The 22226-nt window shown below is 62.7% G+C and carries 26 protein-coding genes and 1 tRNA gene; 12 read left to right on the top strand and 15 right to left on the bottom strand.

All coding sequences use genetic code 11. The features are described from left to right. Together G8O24_RS40175 and chpT are read right to left on the bottom strand one after the other, a co-directional pair. The coding region (locus G8O24_RS40175; protein WP_188108023.1) for a chemotaxis protein CheA at nucleotides 1-1789 on the bottom strand (1789 nt) is incomplete at its 3' end. A gap of 198 nt (nucleotides 1790-1987) precedes the next feature. Continuing rightward, nucleotides 1988-2641: a histidine phosphotransferase ChpT gene (gene chpT, locus G8O24_RS40170; protein WP_188108022.1), complete on the bottom strand. Its 654-nt coding sequence runs from the start codon at nucleotides 2639-2641 to the stop codon at nucleotides 1988-1990. Nucleotides 2642-2816: 175 nt separating this feature from the next. Between chpT and G8O24_RS40165 the strand changes: the two genes are divergently transcribed. Then, the gene (locus tag G8O24_RS40165) at nucleotides 2817-3644 is read left to right on the top strand and encodes a 3'(2'),5'-bisphosphate nucleotidase CysQ family protein (protein ID WP_188108021.1); all 828 of its coding nucleotides are present in this window, start codon (nucleotides 2817-2819) and stop codon (nucleotides 3642-3644) included. Here the strand turns inward: G8O24_RS40165 and G8O24_RS40160 are convergent. Further along, nucleotides 3638-4123, bottom strand: coding sequence for a YHS domain-containing (seleno)protein (locus G8O24_RS40160; RefSeq protein ID WP_188108020.1), 486 nt, complete (start codon nucleotides 4121-4123; stop codon nucleotides 3638-3640). The two genes, G8O24_RS40165 and G8O24_RS40160, sit on opposite strands and share 7 nt — an antisense overlap. A gap of 140 nt (nucleotides 4124-4263) precedes the next feature. Between G8O24_RS40160 and G8O24_RS40155 the strand changes: the two genes are divergently transcribed. The 3 genes from G8O24_RS40155 to G8O24_RS40145 all read left to right on the top strand — a co-directional run bounded on the left by G8O24_RS40155 (nucleotide 4264) and on the right by G8O24_RS40145 (nucleotide 6524). After that, entirely contained in the window at nucleotides 4264-4872 is a 609-nt protein-coding gene (locus G8O24_RS40155; RefSeq protein WP_128968121.1) for a DUF1134 domain-containing protein, read from the top strand. Between the two features lie 121 nt (nucleotides 4873-4993). Further along, nucleotides 4994-6289 carry a hypothetical protein gene (locus tag G8O24_RS40150; protein WP_188108019.1) on the top strand — a complete coding sequence of 432 codons (1296 nt, stop codon included), beginning with the start codon at nucleotides 4994-4996 and terminating at the stop codon, nucleotides 6287-6289. Nucleotides 6290-6449: 160 nt separating this feature from the next. Continuing rightward, nucleotides 6450-6524, top strand: a tRNA-Val gene (locus G8O24_RS40145). A 648-nt stretch (nucleotides 6525-7172) separates the two neighbouring features. Here G8O24_RS40145 and G8O24_RS40140 read toward each other — a convergent pair. From G8O24_RS40140 to G8O24_RS40130, 3 genes are all read right to left on the bottom strand, one after another. Further along, nucleotides 7173-7394, bottom strand: a complete 222-nt coding sequence (locus G8O24_RS40140) for a hypothetical protein (RefSeq protein ID WP_188108018.1) — start codon at nucleotides 7392-7394, stop codon at nucleotides 7173-7175. Between the two features lie 50 nt (nucleotides 7395-7444). Then, nucleotides 7445-7687, bottom strand: coding sequence for a transcriptional regulator (locus tag G8O24_RS40135; protein ID WP_188108017.1), 243 nt, complete (start codon nucleotides 7685-7687; stop codon nucleotides 7445-7447). 97 nt (nucleotides 7688-7784) lie between these two features. Further along, nucleotides 7785-7994, bottom strand: coding sequence for a cold-shock protein (locus G8O24_RS40130; protein ID WP_188108016.1), 210 nt, complete (start codon nucleotides 7992-7994; stop codon nucleotides 7785-7787). A gap of 416 nt (nucleotides 7995-8410) precedes the next feature. On the opposite strand from G8O24_RS40130, the gene rpsU reads away from it, so the two are divergent. Further along, the gene (gene rpsU, locus G8O24_RS40125; RefSeq protein ID WP_128969471.1) at nucleotides 8411-8686 is read left to right on the top strand and encodes a 30S ribosomal protein S21; all 276 of its coding nucleotides are present in this window, start codon (nucleotides 8411-8413) and stop codon (nucleotides 8684-8686) included. Here the strand turns inward: rpsU and G8O24_RS40120 are convergent. Together G8O24_RS40120 and G8O24_RS40115 are read right to left on the bottom strand one after the other, a co-directional pair. After that, nucleotides 8676-8954 (bottom strand): DUF1488 family protein, encoded by a 279-nt coding sequence (locus G8O24_RS40120; RefSeq protein ID WP_188108015.1) that lies wholly within the window; start codon nucleotides 8952-8954, stop codon nucleotides 8676-8678. The genes rpsU and G8O24_RS40120 overlap by 11 nt on opposite strands. A 118-nt stretch (nucleotides 8955-9072) precedes the next feature. After that, entirely contained in the window at nucleotides 9073-9369 is a 297-nt protein-coding gene (locus G8O24_RS40115; protein WP_188108014.1) for a hypothetical protein, read from the bottom strand. 480 nt (nucleotides 9370-9849) lie between these two features. Here G8O24_RS40115 and G8O24_RS40110 point away from each other — a divergent pair, with 480 nt between their 5' ends. The 3 genes from G8O24_RS40110 to G8O24_RS40100 all read left to right on the top strand — a co-directional run bounded on the left by G8O24_RS40110 (nucleotide 9850) and on the right by G8O24_RS40100 (nucleotide 11698). Then, on the top strand, nucleotides 9850-10191 hold the full coding sequence (locus G8O24_RS40110) for a hypothetical protein (RefSeq protein ID WP_188108024.1): 342 nt from the start codon (nucleotides 9850-9852) through the stop codon (nucleotides 10189-10191). Nucleotides 10192-10405: 214 nt separating this feature from the next. Next, nucleotides 10406-10648, top strand: a complete 243-nt coding sequence (locus G8O24_RS40105; protein WP_188108013.1) for a hypothetical protein — start codon at nucleotides 10406-10408, stop codon at nucleotides 10646-10648. A gap of 228 nt (nucleotides 10649-10876) precedes the next feature. After that, complete coding sequence (locus G8O24_RS40100; RefSeq protein WP_188108012.1) at nucleotides 10877-11698, top strand: class I SAM-dependent methyltransferase; 822 nt, start codon at nucleotides 10877-10879, stop codon at nucleotides 11696-11698. 160 nt (nucleotides 11699-11858) lie between these two features. Here the strand turns inward: G8O24_RS40100 and G8O24_RS40095 are convergent, their stop codons facing one another. The 4 genes from G8O24_RS40095 to G8O24_RS40080 all read right to left on the bottom strand — a co-directional run bounded on the left by G8O24_RS40095 (nucleotide 11859) and on the right by G8O24_RS40080 (nucleotide 14366). Beyond that, entirely contained in the window at nucleotides 11859-12641 is a 783-nt protein-coding gene (locus G8O24_RS40095; RefSeq protein WP_188108011.1) for a class I SAM-dependent methyltransferase, read from the bottom strand. A gap of 211 nt (nucleotides 12642-12852) precedes the next feature. Next, nucleotides 12853-13335 carry a transcription elongation factor GreA gene (gene greA / locus G8O24_RS40090; RefSeq protein WP_188108010.1) on the bottom strand — a complete coding sequence of 161 codons (483 nt, stop codon included), beginning with the start codon at nucleotides 13333-13335 and terminating at the stop codon, nucleotides 12853-12855. Between the two features lie 74 nt (nucleotides 13336-13409). Beyond that, entirely contained in the window at nucleotides 13410-13889 is a 480-nt protein-coding gene (locus tag G8O24_RS40085) for a hypothetical protein (RefSeq protein WP_188108009.1), read from the bottom strand. Between the two features lie 141 nt (nucleotides 13890-14030). Continuing rightward, a complete protein-coding gene (locus G8O24_RS40080; RefSeq protein WP_188108008.1) occupies nucleotides 14031-14366 on the bottom strand; it encodes a hypothetical protein in 336 nt (111 codons plus the stop codon). Between the two features lie 267 nt (nucleotides 14367-14633). On the opposite strand from G8O24_RS40080, the gene G8O24_RS40075 reads away from it, so the two are divergent. The 3 genes from G8O24_RS40075 to pstB all read left to right on the top strand — a co-directional run bounded on the left by G8O24_RS40075 (nucleotide 14634) and on the right by pstB (nucleotide 17832). Next, complete coding sequence (locus G8O24_RS40075; RefSeq protein ID WP_188108007.1) at nucleotides 14634-14867, top strand: DUF3551 domain-containing protein; 234 nt, start codon at nucleotides 14634-14636, stop codon at nucleotides 14865-14867. A 347-nt stretch (nucleotides 14868-15214) separates the two neighbouring features. Continuing rightward, the gene (locus G8O24_RS40070; protein ID WP_188108006.1) at nucleotides 15215-16756 is read left to right on the top strand and encodes a peroxidase family protein; all 1542 of its coding nucleotides are present in this window, start codon (nucleotides 15215-15217) and stop codon (nucleotides 16754-16756) included. 278 nt (nucleotides 16757-17034) lie between these two features. Further along, nucleotides 17035-17832 (top strand): phosphate ABC transporter ATP-binding protein PstB, encoded by a 798-nt coding sequence (pstB, locus tag G8O24_RS40065; RefSeq protein WP_202988815.1) that lies wholly within the window; start codon nucleotides 17035-17037, stop codon nucleotides 17830-17832. A gap of 103 nt (nucleotides 17833-17935) precedes the next feature. Here pstB and G8O24_RS40060 read toward each other — a convergent pair whose 3' ends face one another. Further along, nucleotides 17936-18514 (bottom strand): NAD(P)H-dependent oxidoreductase, encoded by a 579-nt coding sequence (locus G8O24_RS40060; RefSeq protein ID WP_188108004.1) that lies wholly within the window; start codon nucleotides 18512-18514, stop codon nucleotides 17936-17938. 272 nt (nucleotides 18515-18786) lie between these two features. Here G8O24_RS40060 and G8O24_RS40055 point away from each other — a divergent pair, with 272 nt between their 5' ends. Beyond that, nucleotides 18787-20877, top strand: coding sequence for a phytoene desaturase family protein (locus G8O24_RS40055; RefSeq protein WP_188108003.1), 2091 nt, complete (start codon nucleotides 18787-18789; stop codon nucleotides 20875-20877). A 23-nt stretch (nucleotides 20878-20900) separates the two neighbouring features. On the opposite strand, the gene G8O24_RS40050 is transcribed toward G8O24_RS40055, so the two are convergent. Both G8O24_RS40050 and G8O24_RS40045 read right to left on the bottom strand, forming a co-directional pair. After that, nucleotides 20901-21374, bottom strand: a complete 474-nt coding sequence (locus tag G8O24_RS40050; RefSeq protein WP_188108002.1) for an SRPBCC domain-containing protein — start codon at nucleotides 21372-21374, stop codon at nucleotides 20901-20903. Between the two features lie 279 nt (nucleotides 21375-21653). Continuing rightward, a complete protein-coding gene (locus tag G8O24_RS40045) occupies nucleotides 21654-22172 on the bottom strand; it encodes a hypothetical protein (protein WP_188108001.1) in 519 nt (172 codons plus the stop codon). Nucleotides 22173-22226: the final 54 nt, after the last annotated feature.

Below are 22226 nucleotides of genomic sequence, written 5' to 3'. Positions count from 1 at the left end.
CTTCGGTGTGGAACACGCCGTCAACCACGATGCCAAACGTCTGGCTGCCGACCTGGGTGACCACGATAAAACCGTTCTCGGGATCGCTGGCCGCACCGTCGTCGATCTTGAGCAGCTTCTTCAGGTGGATCAGCGGCAGCAGCTTGTTGCGCAATCTGAGGACGGCGGTGTCCTTGATGCGCTCGATGCGGTGCTCCGAGTTGGCGCGGGCCCGGACCAGCTCGACCACCGAGAGCTGCGGGATCGCAAAGCGGTCGCCGGCAGCCTCGACGATCAGCGCCGAGACGATGGCCAAGGTCAGCGGGATCTTGATGGTGACGGAGGAGCCTTCGCCGGCCACCGACTTGATGTCGATGGTGCCGCCGATCTGGTCGATATTGGTGCGGACCACGTCCATGCCGACGCCGCGGCCGGAGACCGAGGTGACGGCGGCGGCGGTCGAGAAGCCCGGCGCGAAGATGAACTTGTGGATCTGGGCTTCCGACATCTTCTCCAGTTCGGCCTCGGTGACGAGACCTGACGAGAGCGCCTTGGCCTTGATCTTCTCGGTGTTGAGGCCGCGGCCATTGTCGGCGATGCAGATGATGATGTGGCCGCCCTCGTGATAGGCGGAGAGCCTAATGGTGCCCTGCTCGCCCTTGCCGCTGGCGAGGCGCTCGGCGGGGGTCTCCAGGCCATGATCGGCGGAGTTGCGCACCATGTGGGTGAGCGGGTCCTTGATCAGGTCGAGCACCTGGCGGTCGAGCTCGGTGTCGGCGCCGTGCATCTCCAGTTCGATCTGCTTGCCGAGTTCGCTCGAGAGGTCGCGGACGATGCGGGGCAGCTTCTGCCAGGCATTGCCGATCGGCTGCATGCGCGTCTTCATGACGCCTTCCTGCAGCTCGGCGGTGACGTTGGAGAGGCGCTGCAGCGGCACCTTGAACTCGGTGTCCTCGTTGCGGCGGGAGATCTCCAGGAGCTGGTTGCGGGTCAAGACCAGCTCGGAGACCATGGTCATCAGATGCTCCAGCGTATCCACGTTGACGCGGATCGACTGGTTGGCGATGCGGTCGCCCTCGGAAGCGGCTTCGTCGGCCATCGACTTCTTCGGCGCGGCCTTCTCCTTGGGCGCCTTTGTCGATTCCTTGGCGGCTTCCCTCGCGACCGGCGCTTCGGCAGCCGGCTCGTCAGCCTTGACTTCAGCCTTGGCGACCGGTGCGGGGGGCGCAGCTTCGATCGCGGTCTCGCGGAAGGCGCGCTCGAGTTCGTCGAGCGAGACCTCGCCCGGACGCAAGGGGCGCTCCAGCGTCTGGTCGATCAGCGTGCCCGTGGTCATCTCCTTGGCGGGCGCAGCAGGTTCAGCGGCAGGGGCGTCCGGCACCAGCGGCGGGGCCTCGGCGACGGGAGCCGCGGCGCCTGCCGCCATCGCGGCCATGCCCTGCTCGACCATCGCTTCCAGCTTGTCGATGAGATCGCGGTCGTTGCCCTCGGGCTCGGCTTCGGTCGCCTCGAGGCCTGCCAGGATCTCCTTGATGCGGTCGATCGAGGACAGGATCACCGTCACGGCCTGCCCGGTCACCGGCATGCCGTCGCGGAATTTGCCCATCAAGGTCTCGCCGGCATGCGCCAGCGCTTCGAGCCGCGGCAAACCAAGGAAGCCGCACGTACCCTTGATGGTGTGGACCAGGCGGAAGATATTATCCAGGATCTTGGCGTTGTTCGGCTCCTGCTCGAACTTCACCAGCTGATTGTCGACGGTGTCCAGGCTCTCGCTGGTCTCCGTCAGAAACTCCCGCAACAGATCATCCATGAAAACAGGCCTTCATACAGGGAGGGCGCACACGAGACGTGATGCGCCAGGTCAGAATGGGGCCAGCTTCACCGCAAAGCGTTTAATATTGGTTGAGTATGTGCAAAAGAACGGAACCAACAAAGACATAAGGCGCTCCGGACAAGCCGAAGCGCCTCGTAAAGGATAGATTAACGGTTGAAGCGCGATGCGTTGCGTTTACGAAGCGGTAACGATGATCGCTTCGCCCTCCGGCTTGAGCGTCACGGTGAGACCGCAAGCCTGCGCCAGCAGCCGCGTATAATAAGGCTGGATCGCGTGCGCATCCGCAGCCGGTCCGCGTTCGCCGCTCAGAAGCTCGGAGATGTTCTGCGGCAGCCGTGCATTATGTCCGGTGGCGGTGATGCGGAAGCTCATCGTCTCGCCCTCGCCGATCGGATCGATCGTGAGCATGCCGCCGCGCGGAATCGTGTGCTGGGCAACGACCAGCATGTTGAGCAGCAGCTTGACGCGATTCTTGGGCAGCAGCAGCCGCGGCAGATTCCAGGTGATCGAGCACTTGCCGTCCTCGATATGGCCCTTCGCCATGGTCTGGGCATCGCCAAGGTCGATCTGCGCGCCGGAGGAGCCGGCCGCCCCGAAGGCGAGGCGGCAGAATTGCAGGCGGGCGGAGGCGGTCTTGGCGCTCTTGCGGATCAATTCGAGTGCGAATTCACGATCCTCGGGCTTGGGATCGTCGTCGAGCACCTCAAGCCCATTGACGATGGCCCCGACCGGGCTGATGAGATCGTGGCAGACCCGCGAGCACAGCAGGGCCGCGAGTTCGAGCATATCGGGAGCAGAAGCGGTAGCTGAAGACGGAGCGTCAGACATAGAGGGTTCCTGGAATTGCACGGCGCGGACGCGGCGAATCACGCATGGCCTGGACTGTCGCTGCGGGTTCTATCATTCGCCAGCCCGTGGCAGGAAGCTTGCGATAGGCTCGAAGCGGCCATAAGGACGCGGGCGAATCACGTGACGGGGGACGAGGCTTGCCAATGAATGAGGCATGCGGGTGAGGATGATCGAGGGCGAGGCCGCTGGCCGGCTGATGGAGCCCCTGACCGCGCTGGTGGTCCAGGCGGGCGAAGCGATCCTTGGCGTCAACCGCGCCTCGATGCGGGTCGACGGCAAGCAGGACGGCTCGCCGGTGACGGAAGCGGACCTCGCCGCCGACCGGATCATTGCCGAGGGACTGGCCAGGCTTGCCGGCGATGTTCCGACACTCTCCGAAGAGCGGGCCCACCTCGCCGCGCCGCCGTTCCGCGGCAGCTTCTTCCTGATCGATCCGCTTGACGGCACCAAGGAGTTCGTCGCCGGCCGCGACGAATTCACCGTCAACCTTGCCCTGGTCACCGAGGGCGTGCCGCTGCTCGGCATCGTGGCGGCACCCGCACTCGGATTGCTCTGGCGCGGCATCGTCGGCCGCGGCGCCGAGCGCGTGAGGTTTACCGGCACCAGCATCGGCGCCGCCGAGCCGATCCGAACCCGCAAATTGCCCGGGCGCGGTGAGCCCTGGGTCGCGGCGGTAAGCCGTTCGCACGGCGACCCGAAAAGCGAAGCATTCATCGACAACAGGCCGAACGCCGTCAGAAAGACCTGCGGCTCGGCCGTCAAGTTTGGCCGGATCGCGGAAGGCAGCGCCGACATCTATCCCCGCTTCGGACCGACTTGCGAATGGGACGTCGGAGCGGGTTGCGCCGTGGTGACCGCCGCCGGCGGCAAGGTCACCGACGGCAAGGGCGGCGAGATCAGGTTCGGCGAACGCGGCGACGCCGGCTTCATCATTCCGGAATTCATCGCCTGGGGCGACGCCGAGGCGGTAGCGACCTACTGACTGAGCTTGTCCTGCAGCGCCGGCCAGCGCTTGCCGACTTCATACAGGAAGCGTTCGGGATTGGCCGCGAAGGCGTCGCGGTTATCTTCGCGGCTGAACAGATAGAGCCGCTGCGCCGCGATCACGAAGAAGCGGGGATTGCCGCCGATGGTGACACCGCGGGCGATGTCGACCGGATCATAGCCGCCGAATTGCGGTCCATAGATCTCGGGATGGGACAGAAACTCCGCCCGGTTGCCCTCGTTGCGGAAGCGCCAGACCGCGCCCCAGAGGTTGGCCTCGAACTCTGCCGATCCCGGCGCGGGGCCGCCATCGACGAAATAGGCCACGGGGTCGAAGCCTTCGATCGCAACGCCCGAGAAGCGATTGACGACGATCCGCTCGGTGGTGGCCGCCTGTACCGGCAACCCAGAGCAGACAAGCCAAATGCCCGCCAGCAGGCAGGCCAGACGGCCGATCAAGGCAATTCCGGGGCGCAAAGGGCTATCTTCCTGCCGTTGTGCCGTCATAGTTGCTGCGGATAACATCCGAGTCGAGGGGACATCCGGCGCAACCTAGAGCCGTGCCTAATAGCATCAGGTTAAGGGAAGCGGACGGAATCGATACCAGGGGTTCTTTTATGACTTTCGCATCACGCCTTGCCGCAGTGGCGCTCATCGCGCTGGCTGGCTGGATCGTGCCGGCCTCCGCCCAGACGGCCGCGCCGCCGCCCGACCTGCCGCCGCCGCAGCGGACCCCGACCCCGAATACCTACGGGCCGGACGAACTCGTTACCGCCGGCCATCGTTTCTTCGGCAACGTCTCGCGCGGGCTCGCCTCGATCATCGAGAAGGCGGTCAGCCAGTGGGGCCTACCGAACGGTTACATCCTCGGCGAGGAAGGCTCCGGCGCCTTCGTTGCCGGCCTCCGCTACGGCGAAGGCACGCTCTACACCAAGAACGCCGGCGACCTTCGTGTCTACTGGCAGGGCCCCTCGCTCGGCTTCGACTGGGGCGGCGACGGCGCGCGCACCATGACGCTGGTCTATAATTTGCCGGCCACCAACGCGATCTACCAGCGCTTCGCCGGCATCGACGGCTCGGCCTATATCATCGGCGGCTTCGGCATGACGGCGCTCACCGCCAACAACATCGTGCTGGTGCCGATCCGCTCGGGCCTCGGCTTACGCCTCGGCGCCAATATCGGCTACCTCAAGTATACGCCGCGGGCGACCTGGAACCCATTCTAGCTCTCCCTCCCGCGATCCGGCCTTCCGGATTCACGTTAACGACAGGGCGGGGCTGGCTTTTTGCCGGCCCGCCATGCATTGTCGTTGGTAAATTTTTCCTTAGTTCTGGGAGTTCTGGCCCATGGTCGAACCGATCATGTACCTCGCGATCGGTTTCCTGCTGTCGATGCTGTGCGGGCTCGCCATCGTGCCGCTGGTGCATAACCGCGCGGTGCGCCTGACCACGCGCCGGCTCGAGGCCGCGACGCCGCTGTCGATGGCGGAGATCCAGGCCGACAAGGACCAGCTCCGCGCCGAGTTCGCCATGTCGGCGCGACGGCTGGAGATGAGCGTCGACCAGCTCAAGAACAAGACCACGAGCCAGCTCGCCGAGCTCGGCAAGAAGACCGATGCCATCAACCGCATGAAGATCGAGCTCGGCGAGAAGAACGCCACGATCTTCGCGCTCGAGGCGCGCGAGAAGGCGGTGAAGGAGCAGCTCCGCGCCACCGAGGAGGAATTCGCCGCCAAGACCGCAGCGCTGCGCGAGGCCGAGATCGCACTGACCGACAAGCAGGCCGAACTGGCAAAAATCAATTCCGAACTGTCGGACCGCTCGATGATGGCGGAGACCCGCCAGGTCGAACTGGTCGCGGTGCGCGCCCAGATCGAGGAGCTGAAGAACCGCGTCGGCGATGCCGAGAAGGAATTTGCCGCGACGCAGGCGCGGCTGACGCAGGAGCGCGCCGAATCGGAGACCGTCTCGCGTGAGCTCGGCGATGCGCGTGGCCGCGTCGAGTCTCTGAGCCAGCGCGTCACCGAGCTCGATCGCCAGCTGATCGTGCAGGTGAAAGAGGCCGAGATGCTCTCCAGCCGCGTCGCCGACCTCGAAGGGCGCCTCGCCACGCAAGGCAAGCTGCTGGCCGAGCGCGACTACGAGAACAACCAGCTCCGCCAGGCTAACGAGGGCGCCGAGCGCACCATCAAGGATCTGCGTGTCGAGCTCGCCGCCTTGAGCGGCGGCAAGTCGTCGGCCGCGATGGAGCAGCTGCGCAACGAGAAGGCCGCGCTGGAGGAGCAGCTGCGCACCGCGCGCGACGAGCGCGCGAAGCTCCAGCGCGACATCAATGCGATCCAGCAGCAGGCCGAGAGCTCCTGGGCGACCGAGCGGATGGAGAACGCGCTCCTGCGCGAGCGCATCAACGACATCGCCGCCGAGGTGGCAAAGCTCGCGATGCAGCTCGAGGGCCCGAACTCGCCGATCGAGGCGCTGCTGGCGGCCGAAGCCGGCCAGCCGCCGAAGCCGGCCCCGCGCCCCGCCAATGGCGTTCCGACCAACGGCACGGCCACCGCCCTCCCCGAGGGCGGCGGAACGCTGGCCGAGCGCATCCGCGCGCTGCAGGCCCATGCCTCCCGCGCCCGCCAGCAGGGCGCGTAACCAGCCCGAAATCCGGCCGCGCCACCAAATTGTGACGCCGATGGAAGGTTTTCAGGCCTGAGGCCGCCTGAAAACTTGACACTGATAGCCCGCACTTCTAAATCGCGGGCTCCGATGCGCCGGCCGGCCGACGAGGTCCGGCCGTCTGCGTGATGGTCCCGGGCGCATAGCTCAGCGGGAGAGCGTTCCCTTCACACGGGAGAGGTCCAAGGTTCGATCCCTTGTGCGCCCACCACGCTTCGCCAAAAGGCTTCGCGTGGCGCAGCGTCCTGCTCCCGTTCTGTCAAAATCTCAAAAACAACCCCATGCACAGTAGCCGGCATCGAGTCGGATCGACCGGATACAGATTTTCCGAAATAAGCGTTGCTCCGTCGGGCAAAACAGGAGCATGATGACAGGATGGGGAACGCAGCAGGCGATGGGCCGTTGACCTTGCGCCCGGCGCCAAGCGGGTCAGGTCATATCCCGCAATAGCCGGGCGCGATGAACAAGCCGAAAGACAGCGGTCATCCTGCTCACATTGTTCGCCTTCGCCCCTCGTAGTTGCTACCGAGAGCCATCGCAGCGTGGACAGTTCGTCAGGACGACCTGTCGAGCCTGACCGATGGAGGACTTGATCAAGAGAGATAAAGAGATCAAACCATGGGACAGCAATTTCGATCGCCTGCCGCCAAGGCGGCAAACGAATATTTTAAGCCGGCCCCGGAAAAGGTCGCGACCGACTACGAGCAAGCGCGGCAGGCTTTCCCGGCGAACATGGAACGGCTGAGAGCCGAACGCCTGGCGCGTGAGGCCCGGCAAAAAAACAGCCCGACAGGATGCGGTAAGCTTCACGATCTTACTTCGACATCCGAAACCGCCGATGCAGGCGTGATCGACCCGATCAGAGCATCGATAGCACGACGATCCCGTCTTCGAGCTCCCCTGAAGCAAGACGCGCCCGCGCCATATGCTCGAACTCGGTTCGATGCCTCTGAAGGTAGGTGAATGCCTGCTTCTGGGTGCTGAAGGTCGTCGCAAGTCGGCACATCTGCCTGCTCGCGCCGAACGCGAGGAAGAAAGTGATGGTTCCGTCCTCCAGTTTGACTCTGCGCACGATCTGCACTCTCCAAAATGGAATCGGCGCTCGAATGACTGCGAGGACGCTGAAGACGGCTATCGTGCAGTTTTTCTGGAACGCTTTTTGGCCGCTTGTGCAGGCAACGCAGCTTGAAGAGCTGCGTCCGCGGCTTCCTTGGCCTCGCGGATCTCTCGAAGTCGCGCCATGTTCTTGCGCACTTCGATGGCCTGTTTTTCGACGTCCGCCCGTGCACGCGCTCCGTCTTCGGCGGCGAGGCGCTTGCGATCGGAACGCGCGATGCCTTCGGGTGACAGCTCGGCCGTTTTCTTGGCGCTCATGCTTCACTCCGTTTTGCACACGACGAAACCCGCTCAATCGGACGATCGAGCGGGCCGGGCAACCGTTTCAGTACATCCGTGAAACGGCGCCGCGATATCAAGCCAGCGAGAGATTCTCGGCGCTGACCTTGCCTCGCATCTTGTCGGTCTTGCTCTCGAAGTTGACCTTTTGGCCTTCTGCGAGACCGGAAAGACCGGCGCGCTCGACGGCGCTGATGTGAACGAACACATCATTGCTGCCGTCGTTCGGCTGAATAAATCCAAAGCCCTTTTGGCCGTTGAACCACTTTACGGTGCCTGTCGTCATTTTCTTCTCCAAAGCGCAATGGCGCATCCATGCCGCGCGACAATCACGCGGACATTTTCAACTTCGTCGATGTCTTTGGAAAAGGAGCCCGCGGGCGCCTTCAACAAGGCACAGCGGCTGATCGAACAGCTTCAATATACACCGCGCTGGTTGTTTTACAAGGGCGGAAGCCGATTTGTTTTCGGCACGTCGTTGCCATCGGCTCTGCCGCGATGTCGGCGGGCCATTCCGATTGACTTGTCGGCGCGAGAGTGGTCACGTGACGCATCAGGTTGCATCGCGCGTAAAAGCGCATCGGCCTCCGAAGCTGGCGACTGAAGTCGCGGCTACTATCCTGAAAAAATTGCAATGAAGCTCCTGCGCTATTGGCTGCTTGCAGGACGCGTCGCATTTGCAGCCTCAAGAGAGGAACATCAATGCAGGTCGTCGTACGGGACAACAACGTTGAACAGGCGCTTCGTGTTCTCAAGAAGAAGATGCAGCGCGAGGGCGTATTCCGGGAGATGAAGCAAAGGCGCTCCTACGAGAAGCCGTCGGAGCGAAAGACGCGCGAGAAATCCGAAGCCATTCGCCGCGCCCGCAAGCTCGCCCGGAAGCAGGCGATCCGGGAAGGACTGCTGCCTGCGCCCCCGAAAAAGAAACCCTTCGAGCGCAAACCGCCGTTGCCGGAGATCAAAGCTCCTACGGCTTGAAATCAATGCCGCGCAGCACGATTCCGGGCGGAGTTCCTTCGAACTCCGTCGCGCTGTATTTGCTCGCCGCGCGTGCTTCGATGCGGTCGCGCAGCCGGAAAAACTGGGCTTCCCGCTGCTCGGGCCTGACTTGCGGGCCAGGCTCGAGATAGTCCATCGCGGACGTCGAGATCGCGCAAGGAATCTCCCTGGCACCGTCCTGCATCGAGAAGCGAACGATCATCCGATCGTATTCGTGGTTGATAAAGTTGCCACGGGTCAACATCATGGCCTACTCCGCTACGTGATCCATTTCATGAGTGCAGTGGCAATGGTCGGCGAACAATCGCCCGCCTTCGCGATCGTTGCACGGCACGTGTCGCGAAGAGAGGTTCGCGAGGCTTGGCTCACTCCTCCTCCGACAGCCGGGCGAAATCGTCGAACAGCGCAGCCACCAGCGCGCGATGGCGGGTGTCCTCGGCGGGCAGGCTCGCGGCGTAGAGGTTGAGCAAATAGCGGGCCTTCACCGCGGCTTCGGCCCAGGACGCCGCTTGCACCGTCATCATTTGGCTTTCAAGCTCGGCCTCGCGCTCGCGCAGCTCCCTGACGGTGGCTTCCACCTCGGCCAGCGTCCGGCGCAACTCGGTGGCCTTCTGCGCAGCCATGCCGCGGTGCTTGTCGAGATCGACGGTGTGGTCTGTCATGGGTGGCGTCCGGTCTGCGGCTTGCGCATTCGCAGCGATGGATCGGTTGACGAGCCGGCAACATCCGCACGGTGCACCGTCGAAGCGGATCGAACGTCTGAAGATGACGGTTTGTCGCCACCAGCGCCGGTCATGCACGCCCGCCTTTCGCAAGTGCAGCCTACTCATCGCAGCGTCGGCTGCCGCGACCATGCGCCGTTGCCGCCGCAATAGCCAGCACTATCGTTGGCCGCGCGGCACTCACGGCGCAGATCTCTGCGCGGCATTTAATGCCTCGCTATTGCGCTGAAGCGGGCGTAGGGTCGTTGCCATCACCGAACGTCTCAACGGCTTCGACCGGTGACTGAGGGTCACGTGTGCTCCCGCCGAAAGCCTCGCGGAGGTGTTCGATGGCGCCTGTTCGCCTCTCGGAATGGATCGTGCCGCCCGTGGTCGTTCCGTTGTTTCTGCTGCTTCTCGTCTGCGCGGCCGCCCTCTTCAATGGCTAGGATCCGCGTGCCTTATCTGGTCAGCGGGACCAACGAATATGGCAGCTCCAATCTCGGCCGCGGCACCGCCACGGTCGCGCTGCGCCTCGCACGGAAACTGCTGCGCGAAGGCTACATGGATGTCAGGGTCTGCACCCCGCGTGGACGGGTACTGCAGTCGACTGAACTCGACGAACTCAAGCCACCAAAGGAGAGCGACATGGCGAAGGGTCAGCAACGCAGCAACCGCGAAGCCAAGAAGCCGAAGAAGGAAAAAGGCAAGGTGATCGCCGCGGCCCCAAGCCGCAAGGAAGCTGCCTGGCAGCCGGATTTCGGACCTGCCAAGAAGAAGTAGCGAGGAGCCCATGCCGCGCGGACGATGCCAAGGACGATGCCAAGGACGATGCGAAGGACGATGCGAAGGACTTGGGCGCCCGAACTGACCTCTTGCCTGGCAATCAGGACCGGGACCGGACGCTGGGGCTCGGTAGCTCCTCGCGTTTTGAACCAACCGGCCTCGGACGCATTTAGCCCGTGCGTGAGATATCTCGGCACGGAGAACGATTGGAATGGCGCGATCCTTCCAGCCAGGCGTCTATCTCGTCCGCGTCTTGACCGACGACCGGACCCACCGGCTTTGGGTTGCCGCGGGATCATCTCCCGAGGACGCGGTGGGTCTGGTTCTTGACGCCATTCCCGAGGGCTGGTCCGCCTCGCCGGCATTGGAACGATTGACACCCGCCGAGATCGACGGCCTCAACCTGAGACAGGGCGACGTGCAAGAGATCGTCCGCACGATCCGAAGGTGTTGACGGCCGCTTTCGAGCCAGTTGAGATTTTTGGGTCGGTTACGCGCCCATCAAAGAAGAAGCTGGCGGGTGGGCGTCGCGGCTTGGCCGAAAGGCGACACGGGTCCGCCTGACCTGCAATGACTCCAGCCCAGGCGAGCGGCGCGGACGAATGACGGAAGCGATAGCACTGGACAAGCTCTGCACGAGAAGGTAGCTCAAAGAAAAATTTCAACTTGTCGGAAGCGCGCGATGCTCGATCAGACAATTCTAGACGCCGACAACCGCCAGTTCTGGCAGCATGTTTGCGGGACAAAGGCGGCGAAGCTCTATGGCTTCGATGGTGACGACGCTCAATCGATCGGCAACTTCGACCGCTGGTTTTTTGACTATTACCCCTATTTGCGCCGCTTCATCCCATTCAACCAGTTGGCTGGCAGGCGCGTTCTCGAGATTGGGCTCGGATATGGCTCGGTATCCGAAGCACTCAGTCGCGCCGGCGCCATTCTGACCGGCCTCGATATTTCACCAGGCCCGGTCAATTGGCTACGCCACCGCCTAAGCCTCAGCGGAACTCCCGGCGAAGCCGTCGAAGGCTCGGCACTCGCCATTCCGTTCCCTGACGAAAGCTTCGACTACGTCGTCACGATTGGCTGTCTGCATCACACGGGCGATCTCATGAAAAGCATTTCCGAGGTCCATCGCGTGCTGCGCAAGGGAGCCGGTGCAACCATCATGGTCTACAGTGCGACAAGCCATCTGCGCTGGCTAAAATATCCGACGGACACATTTCGATATGTAAGGTCGGTCGCCTCTGGAAGCGATAAGCCCCTTCCGCTCGGAAAGGACGGCCGCGCCGAATTTGACGCCGACCCGGACGGCAACATCGCGCCAGAAGTCGTTGTGGTGTCGAAGACTGCTCTTGCACGAATGCTCCGTCCGTTCTCAGTGCAAAAGATCCATCGTGCGAACGTTCCGGATCATCCGATCATCGGCCGCATCCCGCGCGCCTGGCGCCTGGAGAGTGAAGGGCGTATTTTCGGGACGGACCTTTACGCCATCGTCAAGAAATAAGGCCATCATAAATCAAGCATCGAAAACAACTCGATCCCCCGTAGTCGACATCCGAAGTCTCGGTAAATTGCCCCGCCGGGCACACCAGCATAGCTGGCATCATCCCGAGACTGCGGGCGGGCGCGCCGTCCGTCCGGGACGGGCGGCGCCGTCGCCGGCATCAGGTGGAAGGAAACGGGTTCGCAGCCTTGGTGTATTTGAGCGCGCCGATGCCGAAGCCTTCCTGGTTGCGGTTGTGGATGAATTCCTTGTGCTCGTAGAACGGCGACAATTCGCGCCATAGCTGCGGGACACCGCCGGCCCAGGCGCTGGTGTTGCCGCTGGACTCGCAGATGTCGTGAAACAGGATGATGCCGCCCTCCCGGACGAAGTGCCGGTAGCACAGAAAGTCCTGCTTGACGCCTTCGTAGCGATGATCGCCGTCGATGAACAGCGCGTCGATCTGCCTGCCATTCAGGAATTTCTCGACCCGCTTGACGGTCTCGTCCGCATAGGACGGCATGTCGAAGAACGTCCATGACTGCTTCGGCGTTGCAAGCAGCTTCAGCATCTCCTTGTTCTTGACGTGAAGATCGATGCAGATCATCGTCTCCATCGTCGGAAGAAATCGCCCGAACAGGAGCGACGTTCCGCCGTTCAGCGTACCGATCTCGACCACGAGCTTCGGTGCGGACGCCGCGATGTAATCGAGCGCCGACGAGATCTCCGTCTCGATCTGACAGGAGCCGGTTCCCATATGATGCTTGGTGAAGTCGATGACGTCCTGCACGCTCGATCCGCGCTTGTACTCCCCGATGATCTCGTCGCGCTTTTGCGTGTTGAGCTTGAGGCGCAGCGCCGGTCCACTGTCGGCCAGACGCTTCTTGATCTGTCTGACCGCGAGGACGGCTGGATGAAATTTCAGTTCCGTCAGTCGCTCGTTCAAGGCCTTGCTTAACGACATTGTCGAACCTCAATTCGTTGCGTTGCCCGACAGCCCCGGCCGCGAGGATCGTCTGGAATTGAGGCAACTTGAGGTTTTGACTTGACGGCCCGATGACCGGAACCCGGCCTGCCGGGCCGCGACGAGATTGGCCCTATCGTCATCGCGCTTCCGCCTATTGATTGAGCATGATCGACCGGGAACACCGCTGCATGCCGTTCCGGATCATGCTTCAGGCGATCGCAAGGATCTCAACCTCCTGCGCGCCCGCGCCCACGACGTCACCGATCCCCTTTCCCATCAGCGACCTCGCGACGGGCGAGACGAACGAGATCGATCCGGCCTTGGGATCGGCTTCGTCCTCGCCGACGATGCGATAGGTCTGCACGCGACCATCCGCGCGACTGAAGGTCACGGTGCTGCCGAAGGCGACAACGTCGTTCGACGCCGGACTGGCGACCAACTGCGCGGTGCGGAGCCGCTCGGCGAAATATCTGATATCGCGCAAGGGGGCCGCCGACTGCCGGCGCTTCTCGTTGACGTCCTCGATGGCTTGCGCCGCTTCATAGGCCTCGCGCGCTTGCTGAAGCTGCGTCTGCAACGCCTGCAGGCCGGTCTCCGTCACGAGGTTCGGATGCGGCGAGATCGGACGATCCGGCAACAGCGTCTCCGAGGCGGTCTCGGCGCTCTCTTCTTTGGTAAAGGCGACGCTCAATTCGAATTCCTGTCGAACGGTTTTGGCGTGATCGCCGCGCGGAGCTGCAACGCGCCGCCGGCGATCATGCTCCACTATATCTCAAGTTCGACGAAACGGCGCAGCTTGAAGACGAGGTCCGGCAGCGCCTGCCGGAACCGCGTCGCGTTCTGGAAATTGGTCGAGAACGGCGCGAAAGTGAGCATCGCGTTCCAGTTCCGGTAGCCGTAAACCGTCACCGAAACGCCCGACGCCGGAAAATCCTCGAGCTTGCGCAACTCGCCGAGCACGAGCTCGGCGATCGCCTCCGCCGGCAGCAATCGCTTGCCATCGGGCGTCAAAGGTTGACTTGCAGGCGCAAGCGGCTTCGGGGCCGCCGCCGCATCGGATGGATCTTGGAGCTTCGGCGACTCCGCTTCCGGAATCTCGGGCACGACAGATGCCGGCTCGCTCGCGGGCGCGGCCGGCATGAAATCAGCAAGCGGCGGCGGGCTGGCGGCCTCTGTGCGCTTGTGGCCTCCCAGGATGCTGCTGATCATGGCCACAAGGCCAGCATCCTTCCCGTCGTCGCTCATCTCTGTTTCCCCCGGCTCGGCGCACTCTAGCATCGGCACGCCGAAGCGCCACAGGGGCAGCGGATCAGATCGAGCCCGCGCTGACGCATGGCTCCGACCGGCGCGAAGCGGGGGGCACCTCGCGCCGCTGGTTGCGACCGTCTACTGCTTCTCGAACGGAATATATTGCTGGTACTGCTTCGGCACCGAGCTGCGATAGCGCGCCGGGACGGTGCCGCTCTCGACCGAATGATCGATCTCCTGCTGCCGTGTCATCTTCTTTTTCGCCGGCTTCTTCTCGGCGCTCTTCTTCGTGCCGGCCGGCGGCGTCGCGCTGTCGGTGGTGGCGGCCGGAGCGGTGGTCGCAGCAGGCGCGGCGGTGGTTGCGGCGGCCGGCGGCGTGCCGGCTGCGGCCGGCGCGCTCTGCGCCAGCGCGAGCGGTGTTTGCATGATGAGCGCCAGTGCCGCAGTCGCAGCCAGCCAATATGATTTTTGCATCAGAACCTCCAAAATGCCTGATCCCCAATGACGAAAGCGCCATCCCGCGGGATCGACGCGTGCAAGTCCGCCGACGATAGGCGGGACCCCGCCGACAAACTGTGGCCGAGATCACATTGCCCGCGACGGCATGGCGCATCATAGGCGCATGCCGAACGCAGCGCACGCTCCGAGACCAAGACGCGCACGACAATGTGTCGGGCAAATCCCGGAACACACGCGGCCCGGCTGATATTCTCATCCATCGTTCCCCCGGGAGAGACCGACATGCGTCGCACCATCCTCACTCTTGCATCATTCGCAGCGCTGATCAGCGCAGCATCGCCTGCGGCCCAGGCGCATGCCGGCAACGACAGATATTGCCTGCAAGGCCGCAGCTGGGGTTACCCCGGCAACTGCCAGTTCTCGAACTATCAGCAGTGCATGGCCACCGCCTCCGGCACCTCGGCCTATTGCGGCATCAACCCGCGCTACGCCTTCTCGCAAAGCCGGGACTATTGACACGGCGCGCGCACGTGACACGGCGTGCGCACGCCGCTGCAATTTTTACGCGAACCACACACGCGCCGCGACGATCAGCTTCGCCGATAGGTCGGCGAAGCTGACATTGCTTGGTGGCGACATTTTCAATGACGAGAATGTTATTCGGCGTCGACGCGGAAAAAATTCGCAAAGCGCATCCGCAGCTTGATCGCAACGCTCACGGATGGAACCGGACCTGCGTCGCACGATGTGTGAAGCAGCGCATTGCGACGCCGGATTCCGCGATCTAGCCTGACCTGCATATTTTATGACGAACAACCTTCGCTTTAGTTGCTTGCCGTCGTAACTTTTCATGGAGGTCTTTTATGAGCAGTCGTCACGCCATTACGCCCCGCGGTCTCAACGCCACCCGCTCGCCGCTGTCACAAGGCCGCTTCGGCCGCATGTTTCGCACACTGACGCCGGCGAAATTCGGCGCCAACGAGGCCGACAACATCGCCAACCTCTCGGCGCTTGCCGACAACATGGTGGGCGATTTCGATCCGCCCAAGGACGGCCCCGACGCCGAGGAGAGTGGAATTCCCGCGCTCTACACTTATTTCGGCCAGTTCGTCGATCACGACATCACCTTCGATCCGGTGAGCTCGCTGACCAAGCAGCAGGATCCGGACGGCCTCGTCGATTTCCGCACCCCCTCGTTCGATCTGGACAATCTCTACGGCCGCGGGCCGAACGACCAGCCCTACATGTACGACAACAGCGGCAAATTCCTGCTCGGCGATCCCCTGACCGGCAGCGGCGTATCCAGCGCCGTCGACCTGCCGCGCTTCAAGGGCCGCGCCCTCATCGGCGATCCCCGCAACGACGAGAACAGCATCGTCTCGCAGTTTCAGGGACTGATGCTGCGCTTCCACAATCGCATGGCCGACGACAATGACGGCCTGTCCTTCCAGGACGTGCAACAGCGTGTTCGCTTCCACTATCAATACGTCGTGCTGAACGACTTCCTGCCGCGCATCGTCAATGCAGCCGTGCTGAACGATCTCAAGACCGGCGGGCGCTACGATCACGGCAAGCTCGCCTATTATCACTGGAAGACCTATCCCTACATGCCGGTCGAGTTCTCGGTCGCGGCCTACCGGCTCGGGCACTCCATGATCCGCCCCGGCTATCGCCTGAACGATGCCGACAACATGCTGCTGCAGATCTTCCCCGACCCCAACAACCCCGACAACAACGCGCTGACCGGCTTCCGGTCCATGGGGCCGGGACGCGCGATCGACTGGGGACGCTTCATCGACATCGACACCCGCGCCTATGGCGTCGAGGACGACAGCACCAACCCCGACAACAAGCGGCGGCTGCAGCTCGCCTATCGCATCGACACCTCGCTGGTCGATCCGCTGCGCAGGCTGCCGCCGGAGGTCGCCTCCAATCCGTCGTCGCTGGCACTGCGCAATCTCGAACGCAGTTGGCGGCTTGGCCTGCCCTCGGGCCAGGCGGTGGCGAAAGCGATGCACCAGACGCCGCTGACCGACGAGCAGATCATCGTCGGCCGCGCCGTCGACGTCCCCGGGTCAGGCGATCCGCAAGTGCCGATCGCGTCGATCGCGAACGGCGTGTTCAAAGGCAATTGCCCGCTCTGGACCTACATCCTCGCCGAGGCGCGCCAGTTCGCGACCAAGGTCGCGGTCCCCGCCACCGGCGCGCCGGCGAGCGGAATCACGACGCCGCAGCTCGGCCCCGTGGGCGGCCGCATCGTCGCCGAAGTCTTCCTCGGCATGATGTTCGGCGACGCTTCCTCCCTGCTGTCGCTCGACCCGAACTGGGCGCCGGTGACCGGTCCCGATTTCAAGCTGAAGGATCTCGTGACCTACGCGCTCGGGAACGGCGCTCCGCTGCATTGAGATTGCAACGCTGACAAAGAAAGACCGCCCGCATCGTGCGGGCGGTCCTGTAGGCATGATGTCAGCGATATTTGGTCCGCAAAGATGCTGCCGGCTCGCCGCAAACCTTTCAGCCTTTGGTTCGCTTGTTGAGCCTAATCAAGGCGCCTCAGCACGGTTGGGCTATTGAATAAACATTGTTCAATACACTTGAGCTCATCGTGGCAAGCCTGAGCGAGACAGCAATCGAAAGGATTCGTGCCGAAGGGACCGCGAGGTCCGCGGCGACGATTGACCAGTTGGCCAGAGTGATTCGCTCGATACCCGATGACCAGCTCCCCACGGAAAAGATCAGCGTACGCCATCTCAATTTCTATTATCAGGATGGCAACCAAGCGCTCAAAGACATCTCCATGCCGATCTATGCCAATCGCGTAACAGCGCTTATTGGCCCCTCTGGATGCGGCAAATCGACGTTGCTGCGCGTGTTCAATCGGATGTACAGCCTGTACCCCGGCCAGCGCATCGAGGGCGAAGTCCTGCTAGACGGTGAAGATATTCTCTCGAGAGACCTCGATGCTGTGATCCTGAGAACGCGAATCGGAATGGTATTCCAGAGGCCGACGCCATTTCCCATGTCAATTTATGACAATGTCGCGTTTGGAATTTCCCTCAATCGCCAACTTTCCAAGGCAGAAACGGACACAGCGGTCGAAGCGGCATTGCGCCGCGCAGCGCTCTGGGACGAGGTGAAAGACGACCTTTCCAGGAGCGGATTGGCTTTGTCAGGTGGCCAACAACAGCGCCTCAGCATTGCCCGCACCATTGCAATTCAGCCGGAAGTCATCCTCCTGGACGAACCTTGTTCGGCCATCGACCCGATTTCTTCCGCAAAGATCGAACAGACGATCGACGAATTGAAGCGAGCGCACACGGTGATTATAGTCACCCACAATCTGCAGCAGGCCGCGCGGGTGTCGGACTACGCCGGCTTCATGTATCTCGGCGAGATGGCCGAATTTGGCACCGTGCGCGAAATATTCGTATCGCCCCAGGATTTGCGCACACAACGCTTCATCACTGGCCGCTTTGGTTGAAGCGCGCCGCCGGGAGAGGCGAGAATGAGGCAAATCAAGACGCAGGCCGAGTGTGCGGCGTTCGACTACGTTGCTGCCGCCGCCGGCAATCAAAGGCCGTCTCTCACTTGCCGCATCGACCGTAACCGCGCATGTCTTCTATCCAGCGCGCGCGTTTATGCTCGTCGGCGAATGTAAGCCCATAGAGACTCTCGCGAACCGGCTTGATTCCCGCGAAGCTCAACATACTGCGCTCGAAACAGCGCACGCCAAAGGCCCCGAAATACCAGCGATAGAGCGCCACGGGCATACCCATCGTTACAACGATGCGGGCCGAACGACCGGTAAGCAGGCGCTTGGGGAACTGTTTCTCGCGATATTCCATGGCGAAGCCAGGTCGGAAGATTTGCTCCAGAAAGCCCTTGAACAGCGCTGGCATCGTTCCATGCCAGAGTGGAAACAAGAATACCCAATGCTCCGCCCAGCGCATGTCATCCCGGGCCCCCAGGAGAGAGGGCGGTAATTCACCTGACTCAAATTCAGACTGCGTACGCAACAGCAAAAAGTCGAGCTTTGCGACTTCGATGCGCCGCACCTGATGTCCTGAAGATGTTGCGGCTTCGGCATAAGCATCAGCCATGGCGTTCAGCAGGTGATTGCCTGCCGCATCTGGATGGCCCTGAATGATCGCGATACGTTTCATTCACGCGCTCTTCCGCGGTTCCGCCGTGTCAGCGCGACTTGTAATCGACCCGCCTGCAGCGTCGTTGATCTGAGTCAGGCGCAAAGATCGCTGGAGCCTGGACCACATCGGGCATTCGTCTAAGGCAGCATCTTAGCCTTCGCTTCTGGCGAGGTGAGGAGACATTCAGAAACGCGCGGCGGTGGCGCCTGCCGCTTGATCAGGATCAATTCAAGTCGCGCGCACTCGTCCTAAATGGCCGCCTGCCCGTTCGGCTGCGAGGGGGAATGCGCATGAAGACGTTCCTGAACGTGAACCTCGTGCTGTTGCCGTTTCTGATCTTCTCCGTCCTTATCGCCTACGGGATGCCTGCTGCGGCCATCGGCGCGGGTTCGATTGCATCGCTTGCGGTGTGCGCGTGGCGTCACTTCACGAGCGAAATCGGGATTCTTGAAACCGCAACGCTGTCGATCTTCGGTATGCTGGCGGCCGGGCTGTTGCTTTTTCCAGACGTGGTCGCCGCACAGGCGCCGACGCTGGCGTTCGGAGGATTGGGGGTATTTGCGATCGCAACGGTGGCGCGGCGGCAGCCGTGGACCGCGGAGTTTTCCCGCGCGGACTACCGGGCCGAGACTGCCAGTCCGATCTTCGTCAGCATCAATATGATCGTGTCCGGAATCTGGGGAGTGCTTTTTCTGCTGCTGGCACTCGTCAGCGCATTGAAGGCCGGAGCTGTATTTACGATTGCAATTGTCGCTGCCGGAGCGGTCGCTTCGACCTTCGGGCCGAAATGGCTGATCCGACGGGCATTGACCAGGCGCATCGCTGCGCTCGAGACCTATCACTGGCCGGCACCGGCGTTGGGCGATGCGCATGGCGGTGATTTCGACGTCGCGGTGGTCGGCGCAGGTATCGGCGGGCTGACCGCCGCAGCGCTGCTCGCCGATGCCGGGCTAAAGGTGGTCGTCGCCGAGCAGCACTTTCAGGCGGGCGGGTTTTGCCAGTCATTTTCGCGAAAGCTGCGCCATAACGGCGAGCCGATTGTCTATCGCTTCGATGCCGGCCCGCACGATTTCTCCGGGATCTGGAAAGGCGGCTCGGTGGCCGCCGTTCTGGAGCGGCTCGGCGTCGCGGAACTGATCGAGTGGCGGCGCATCGACCATACTTACCGCTTTCCCGGTCTCGTCATCGACGTGCCCCGCGACTGGCACGATTATGTGGATCAGCTCGCCCGCCTGTTCCCGGAGACGGGAAGCGGATTCGACGGCCTCTTCACCACCATCAACGCGATTCACAACGGCATGACATCGCCGCTGATCGGCAGCGGCGGCGTACCCGGGCTGGGCATGACGGTCGAAACGATACAGGCCTTCGCGAAACAACATCCGCTCGCGGTCGAGTGGCTCGACAAGCCTTTCGACCAGCTGGTTGCGCGGTATATCGCCGATCCGCAGGCCCGGCAGGTGATCGCCGCGCTCACCGGCTACATCAGCGACGGCGCGGAGGCCCTGACCTGCGCGCAGATGGTGCCGCTGTTCGGTTACTATTTTGAAGGCGGCCATTATCCGGTCGGCGGCTCCGGGCATTTTGCCGATGTGCTTGCCAACGTCGTGACCGAGCGTGGCGGTGCGCTCTGGCTCAGTTGCCCGGTCAAGCAAATCGCAATCGAGTCCGGCCGTGCTGCGGGGCTGGTTCTCGCCGACGGCCGGAAAGTAGCGGCGCGGGCGGTGGTCACCAACGCCGACCTGCGGCGGACATTCCTCGAGCTGGTCGATCCGACCGAACTTCCAGGCGACTTCCGCGCGAAGATCGCCGCGGCGGAGCCTGCATTGTCGGCCTTCACGGTTCATCTCGGGGTCGATTTCGTTCCCGACATCAGGCCCGTGGTTTACGCGCATGTTGAACCAAATGTCGGCATCACCGCGATGTCGCTCTTGGATCGTCAGGCCGCGCCGGCCGGACATTCGACCCTGACATTGACCATGCTCTTGCCGCACGCGGAGGCCGAGAGATGGTTTGCAGGCAATCCCGAGGGCGTAGAGTACAACGCTCGCAAAAAACAGGCCGGCGACGCGCTGATCGCCGAGGCCGAGAAAATCATCCCCGGCCTTTCCAGCCATATTGTTTATCGAGACGAAGCCAGTCCGCGGACCTTTGGTCGCTATGACTGGTCGAGCGGGGGCTCAATTTACGGCGTCAGCCAGAAGCACCGGCTCAAAGGAGCCAAGAGTCCGATCCCCGGCCTGGTGGTGGCAGGCAGTTCCACGCACGGTCCCGGCGTGGAGGCCGCCGTGATCTCCGGTGCAGCCGCGGCCAATGCGTTGCTTCCCGGGCTTCTCGCCAGACCGCCCGCGAAGGCCCGCCTCAATCGAGCGGCAGCTTAATACAATGCGGGCGCAATCTCCGCTCAGCGGTCGCAAACGGTTTCCACGAACCTGGCCAGGTTTTCGAGCGAGGATGCCATTCCCGATTCATGATCGGCCTTGCCGATGCCCTGCGGCACGTTCTCTGCGACGACGCTTACAAGCGTCCTGTCGCCTGACGGGTGAAGACGCCAGCTCATGATCATCGTGCCGGCGAATTCAGGTCGATCGGACACGAACTCGATGGCTTGAACAATGCCTTCACCCGGCACCAGCCTGAGGAACCGCCCTGATACGACATCCGTCCGAGACGACGACTTTCCGATATCGTTGCTGAACGACAAGATGATCTTGAAGCGGCCCCCTTCTCTGGCGTCGAACTCCTCGACTTTGGCCTGAGCGCCTGCAGGCGCAATCCAGCGCACCAATTTCTCCGACTCGATGCATGCATCATAGATGCAAGCCGTGTTGGCGCAGATGAAGCGCGAGGATGTGTGGGTCCGGTCGGCGTCGTTCATGTTCACTCCCCGCTTGAACGCCTCAGATCGTCTTATCCTTTAAGACGGTTCAAGCAGTCGTATCCCGACAACCGGCCTTGATCTCTGTATCGAAAGGAGCAGCCAAACAGAACGTAGCCGCTGACCGGCTTCGGCGCCACGGGTCCGGGCCGCACCATCGACTGGGGCCGCTTTATCGGCGAATGCTCAACCTGGGCTTACAACGCGGCAAGGCGCTTCGGTTTCCCGACCGACCATGTCCGCGTCGTCCGCGACATAAGACGCTGGGCGGCACACGCCTCAGCGCGCGCGTCCGAGCCCGACGTCCTCCAGCCGCGTCGCGAACCAGCGCGACTGCTGCTCGTCGACGAGACCGCTGACATAGACCTCCGACATCGTCACGCCGCGCTGGTCCAGCACCAGTAGCACGCCGATCCAATAGGCGAACCAGACATGCGGATCGGTCAGCGCCTTCAGCTTGTGCTGGTCGTGTTCGAGCGGCGTGTGATTGCTCGCCTTGCGGATCTCGATGGCGAGCAGATTGTTCGGGATCTCGCGCTGGTGCACGACGACATCGGGATAGATCGACTTGCCGAGGTGATCGTCGGTCGAGATGATCGTGCCATGCGGCAGATGCAGCGTGCGCTCGCCGAGGCGGTCGTAATTGCAGTCGATCGACCAGCCCTGAAACTGCCGCTCGAGATGCACGGCGAAGCGGTGCGTGATCGCGCGCTCGCCGATATCCTTCTCGAACAGGAATCCCTCGTGGGCGTAGAAGTCCCCGACAGCCGCGATCACCTTGTTCAGCTCGGTCTGCATCGTGCCTCCCGCGCCACACCATCAATGTCGTCCCGGCGGAGGCCGGGACCCATA

The organism is Bradyrhizobium campsiandrae, from assembly GCF_014529705.1.
Classification (GTDB): domain Bacteria; phylum Pseudomonadota; class Alphaproteobacteria; order Rhizobiales; family Xanthobacteraceae; genus Bradyrhizobium; species Bradyrhizobium campsiandrae.
This window is presented reverse-complemented; position numbering and strand designations above follow the sequence as displayed.